This is a genomic window from Rubellimicrobium rubrum (genome assembly GCF_006152115.1).
GTDB lineage: Bacteria > Pseudomonadota > Alphaproteobacteria > Rhodobacterales > Rhodobacteraceae > Rubellimicrobium > Rubellimicrobium rubrum.
The window spans coordinates 1-5,220 of the sequence record NZ_VDFU01000067.1 but is presented as its reverse complement, the minus strand read 5'-3'; the positions used below and the strand labels follow the sequence as shown (position 1 = coordinate 5,220).

Annotated in this window: 4 protein-coding genes; 3 read left to right on the top strand and 1 reads right to left on the bottom strand. The window is 63.3% G+C overall.

The genetic code is table 11. The annotated features are described in order from the left end of the window. Nucleotides 1-428 precede the first annotated feature (428 nt). The 3 genes from FHG66_RS21010 (at nt 429) to uvsE (ending at nt 3,958) form a co-directional block, all read left to right on the top strand. Nucleotides 429-1,583, top strand: coding sequence for an SPL family radical SAM protein (locus tag FHG66_RS21010; RefSeq protein WP_342777500.1), 1,155 nt, complete (start codon nt 429-431; stop codon nt 1,581-1,583). 150 nt (nt 1,584-1,733) lie between these two features. After that, nucleotides 1,734-2,795, top strand: coding sequence for a DHH family phosphoesterase (locus FHG66_RS21005; protein WP_218013943.1), 1,062 nt, complete (start codon nt 1,734-1,736; stop codon nt 2,793-2,795). Then, a complete protein-coding gene (uvsE, locus tag FHG66_RS21000) occupies nt 2,792-3,958 on the top strand; it encodes a UV DNA damage repair endonuclease UvsE (RefSeq protein ID WP_139079096.1) in 1,167 nt (388 codons plus the stop codon). The genes FHG66_RS21005 and uvsE overlap by 4 nt, the downstream gene beginning before the upstream one ends. A gap of 1 nt (nt 3,959) precedes the next feature. On the opposite strand, the gene FHG66_RS20995 is transcribed toward uvsE, so the two are convergent. Next, the gene (locus FHG66_RS20995; RefSeq protein WP_218013942.1) at nt 3,960-4,952 is read right to left on the bottom strand and encodes an aldo/keto reductase; all 993 of its coding nucleotides are present in this window, start codon (nt 4,950-4,952) and stop codon (nt 3,960-3,962) included. Nucleotides 4,953-5,220 lie beyond the last annotated feature (268 nt).

Here is a 5,220-nt window from a genome sequence, read left to right as displayed (position 1 = left end):
CAGTCCGTCGATCAGACCCAAAAGCCGCCCGCATATCCCTTCATTGCGTTACTCATGTCAAAAAGCCCAGAGATCCCGCCTCGGCCCAGCATGAACATCCGACACGGATGCATACGCCTATCTGCCCAAACCAGAACCTTTGAACAAACCCTGTAAGGAACAGCGCTTGTGGAGGCCGTCTATAGAGCTAGTCTCTGTATCGCACAAGTCTTAACCTTATCTTCGCACGATGACGTTGGGGAATGCAGGCGGAACTTCTGATGCCTCCCACAGCGCAGCGTATTTTCTTCGCATCAATGGCAGTCATCAAGATCAGGCACGCCCAAGAAGCCTAGCCTCCGCCCTATGTCCCTCGTCCGTCCAGCTGGAACCCTATCTGGCGGATCGCGCGTTGGCCTGTGTCCTCCCTCGCAATCGTCAGGACCGTCATGGCTCCATCAGATCCCCAGCACGCCCCGACCCGCACAGAGGAACCCGCTGGAAACGACGTTGATCTGTATGAGGATGTCCAACCGCATACGGCTCGGCCCACAGCCCTGTGGCGTCCCAAGCGGGTCCTGATCACCCGGGCAGCGATGGGGTGGGATCATGGACGTGGCATAGCGGCCCGTGCGGCCTCGTTGGGTCTGAACGTCGTGGAACTGCCATCCGATCGGCTGACGCTCCAGGCGGCAGAGGATCCACGACGGGCCTATGCGGATGCGAAGGCGACCTTGGCTGTCGTCGTCGCACCCCCCTCCAAGCTGCGCCTCCAGCCGATCGCGCCCAGCGCGGACTGGCGCGTCGACTTGGCTGAGGGGTGCCCCGCGCATTGCACCTACTGCTATTTGGCAGGGTCGCTGAAAGGACCACCGATCACCCGGGTCTACGCCAATCTGCCCGATATTCTGGAGCAGCTTCCCAAGCATCTCGGCCTAGGCGCAGTGACATCCCGACAAGCCGCAAGAGCGATCGAGGGGACCACCTACGAGGCGTCCTGCTACACGGACCCGCTGGCCATGGAGCACCTGACAGGGTCGCTGTCTGCCCTCGTCAGCTGGTTCGGGTCGTGGGATGCCGAGGCCCAACTCCGGTTCACGACCAAGTACGACGCCGTCGATCCCCTGATCGGCCTCGCACACAACAGGCGCACCCGGATGCGTGTGTCGGTCAACCCGGCGGCCTACGCCCGGCATGAAGGGGGCACAGCCCCTGTGGCCGCCCGTCTTCGGGCCCTGCGCCGGATGGCCGAGGCGGATTACCGTGTCGGACTGACGATCGCGCCCATCATCGCCGCACCCGGCTGGGAGGAGGCCTATTCCTCACTGATCCAGCAGACCTCCCGTGCCCTCGCTGGCCTCGACCCCGATCTTACGGTCGAACTCATCACACACCGGTACACCTCCTCATCCAAAGATGTGCTGTCCTCGTGGTATCCAGGCTCGGATCTGGACATGAGCGGCTCGGGGCGTTCGGAGAAGCGGACCAAGTTCGGCTCGATCAAGCAGGTTTACGATCCACCCACGATGAAGGCGATCCGAACCTTCTTCGACCGGGAGCTTGCGACGCATCTGCCGAATGCCCGACTGTTGTACTTCACGTGATGCACGTCCCTGCATTGCATCAAACGGTATAGGAGCCGCGAAACAAGCGTCCTGCCCTTCCATACGGGGAGGCCGCACTTACGGCGGTGACCGTCGTCCGAACCACCGCAGGCACGATGAACCAGATGAAGGCCAAGATCGTTGAGCGTGGTGCTCGATACATTCATCCAAACCCGCAGCGACATAGCTCCAGCTTTTCTGGCCGCGCTGGCGCGATTCGATCCTGACAGACCCATCCTGGTGTTGGGCCACTTCGATGCGGACGGGCTATCGGCGGCGGCCATACTGGCCCGAAGTCTTGAGCAGGCCGGAAAGCCCGTCGAGGTTCGCATCACCGGCAAGGGCGAGAACCCGTGGTCACCCGCTCTAAGATCAGAGCTGGAGAAGCGCCAACCCGGCGGGCTCATCGTCACCGACCTGGGCGTTCGCGACGGCGACCCCCTGCCCGGCACACCGACAATTCTCATCGATCATCATGTTCCCACGGGCGTTCCGGGACAAGCCATCGTCATCTCGGGCAATGCTTGGAACCCCGAACCGACATCGGCCCTGCTGGCCTATTGGTGCGCTCAGGCGCTCGGGACGGCCCAGGATCTGCTCTGGCTTGCCGCAATGGGGCTGGTCGGAGACATGGCCGAAGAAGCCGGGTTTGCCGAAATGACTGAGGCCCAAGGACGCTACGGGAAGACGGCGCTCCGAAAAGCGGTGTCTCTGGTGAACGCGCCGCGGCGAACAGCATCGGCCGACGCATCTGCGGCCTTAGCCCTTCTTCTCAAGTGCGACTCACCCAAGGAGCTACTCTCGGGCGATCATCCCGAACTCGATCAACTCCTGGCCGCCAAGTCCGAAGTGGCGGCGGCCCTGGACGGCGCAAAGAGGATCGCCCCAAAGATCAGGGGCGACGTCGCCCTGATCCGGTTCTCCTCTCCGTGCCAGATCCACCCTCTTATCGCTCAGCAGTGGCGCGGCCGGCTGAAGGACAAGATCGTGATCGCGGCGAACACGGGCTATCGGGACGGCTGGGTGCATTTCGCGGCGCGCACCACGACGGGAACCGACCTGATCCGTTTCCTGGCCACCCAAAAGCCGCCGGGCGCAGGCGAGGAGTACGGGAGCGGGCATTCCCAGGCCACCGGCGGAGCCCTGCGTCCCGCGGACTGGAACCATTTCATCGCCGGCATCGGCTTTCCCGACGAACAGGTACCCGAATGAGTGCAAGACCCTTACGGCTCGGCTTTCCGGTGAAGGTAATGGGGCGGCCCGATCTCAAGAGCAACGACACCCGGGGCTGGCGCAAGGGCCCGCATCTCAGGACGTCGCTGGAGTACGTCGACGCCATCCTCGACTACTTGGTAAAGATCGAAGTGGACATGTACCGCATGTCGTCCGATCTGGCTCCCTATGCCACCCATCCGGACATGCCACAGTTCCACGACATGGTGGCCGAGAGCGACGCGGATCTTGCGACCTTCGGACGAAAGGCGCGCGATCTCGACATCAGGCTGTCGTTCCATCCCTCCCAGTTCGTGCTCCTCAACAGCCCCGACCCCGAACTGACCAGAAAGAGCATCTGGGACCTGTCCTCGCAGGCCGAGATGCTGGACCGCATGGGTTTGGGGCCAGAGGCGGTACTGGTCACCCATGTCGGCGGCGTCTATGGTGACCGCGAGGAAAGCCGGGCACGGTGGATCCAGGGCTACGACCAGTGCCCAGAGCATGTCCGGCGCCGGCTGGTGCTGGAGAACGACGACATCCGCTTCGGAGCGGGCGACGTCCTCTGGATCCATGAACGCTGCGGCGTGCCGCTCGTCTTCGATTACCAGCACTTCTGGTGCCTGAACCCGGAGGGTCTGGCGTTGCGCCCTACCCTGGAAAGCTTCGTTCGCTCCTGGCCAGAGGGCGTGAGGCCCAAGATTCACTTTTCGTCGCCCCGGACCGAGATGCGCGAGGTGAAGCGCAAGGTGACCGACAAGGACAGAGAAACGCTCAAGGCCGGCAAGGAGTTAAAAGGGCAACTTCTCGGGGCGCCCGTCAAGGCCACCTCCCGCGTCAAGACCGTGCTCGTGCCCCCGATCTGGACCGGCCACGCCGACTTTACCAATCCCTTCGAGTTCGCGACCTTCATGCGAGAAGCCAAGCACCTCGATTTCGACGTCATGCTCGAAAGCAAGACCAAGGACTTGTCCCTGCTCAAGCTCAAGTCTGATCTTCTCCGCTACGCGCCCGATGTTGCCGAGCGCTTTGGCACGGGCCCTGACGACGCAAACGACTTGGCCGAGGTCGAGAAGCTTCTCGACCAAGGGGTCGCCGCTGAGGAGGAGCCGGACGTGGACGAGGGCGACCTGGCGGACGCCCCCGAGCGCGCCCGAGCCTGACTCACCAGAGCTGGTGGACGTGGGGCGCGATGCGCGAACGATAGATCTCGCGCACGACCTCCATGGTGCCTTCGTCGAGCGGCGGAAGCCGGCCCGCAGCAGCGTTGGAGCGGGCTTGGTCAGGGTTCTTGGCCCCGGGGATCACCACCGACACGGCGTCCTCCATGAGGCACCAGCGCAATGCGACTTGCGCCATGGGCACGTCGCCCGGAAGCGCCGTCCGGACCGCCTCCACAGCATCGAGCGCCACGTCGAACGGCACGCCCGAGAACGTCTCGCCCTTGTCGAAGGCTGCGCCGTCCCGGTTGAAGGCACGATGGTCGTCAGCCGCAAACTGGGAGTTGCACGACATCTTGCCTGTCAGCAGCCCCGAGGCCAGCGGCACTCGGGCAATGACGGCCACGCGTTTTTTCAGTGCTTGCGGAAAGAACAGTTCGGCCGGCCTTTGGCGGAGCATGTTCCAGATGATCTGGACCGACACGACGTTCGGAAACTCGATGGCCTTGAGAGCCTCCTCGACCTTTTCGACCGAAACGCCGTAATGCTTTAGCTTTCCAGCCTCCACGAGATCATCCAGGGCGCCGAACACCTCAGGCATGTAGAAGACCTCAGTCGGTGGGCAGTGCAGTTGCACGAGATCCAGCGTCTCCACGCCAAGGTTCTGAAGGCTCCGATCGATGAAACCTTCAAGGCTTTCTTTACTGTAGCCTTCGGCGACATGGGGGCTGAGCCGCCGGCCGGCTTTGGTTGCGACTACCGGCCGCTCACCGCCGCGCTCGCGTAGAACCTCGCGGATGATCCGTTCGCTTCGCCCGTCTCCGTACACATCGGCGGTGTCGATGAAGTTGACGCCTTCATCGAGCGCCGCATGAAGCGCGGCGCGCGCGTCCTCCTCGCTGACCTCTCCCCAGGTGCCGCCGATGGCCCAGGCACCAAATCCCACTGCGGACACCTGCCAGCCGGTGCGGCCGAACTCTCTTGTCAGCATCGTCATTCTTCATCCCTCCCTTGGCCACGCGGCCATCGGCGCCTTGATGCCCCGGCACGGCAGATGGGGCAACCACGGGCTCGCCACTTGCCGGGGTTGTGGTCGCGACCGAAGTATGGTGGACGGCGCACGTCCCCGCCCAAGAGGAGCAGCATGGAAATCTTCACCTCGGAGGGCTTTGCGGCCCTTCTCCAAGTCATCATGATCGACCTTGTGCTGGCCGGCGACAACGCCATCGTCATCGGCCTTGCTGCTGCAGGACTGCCTGTCGATC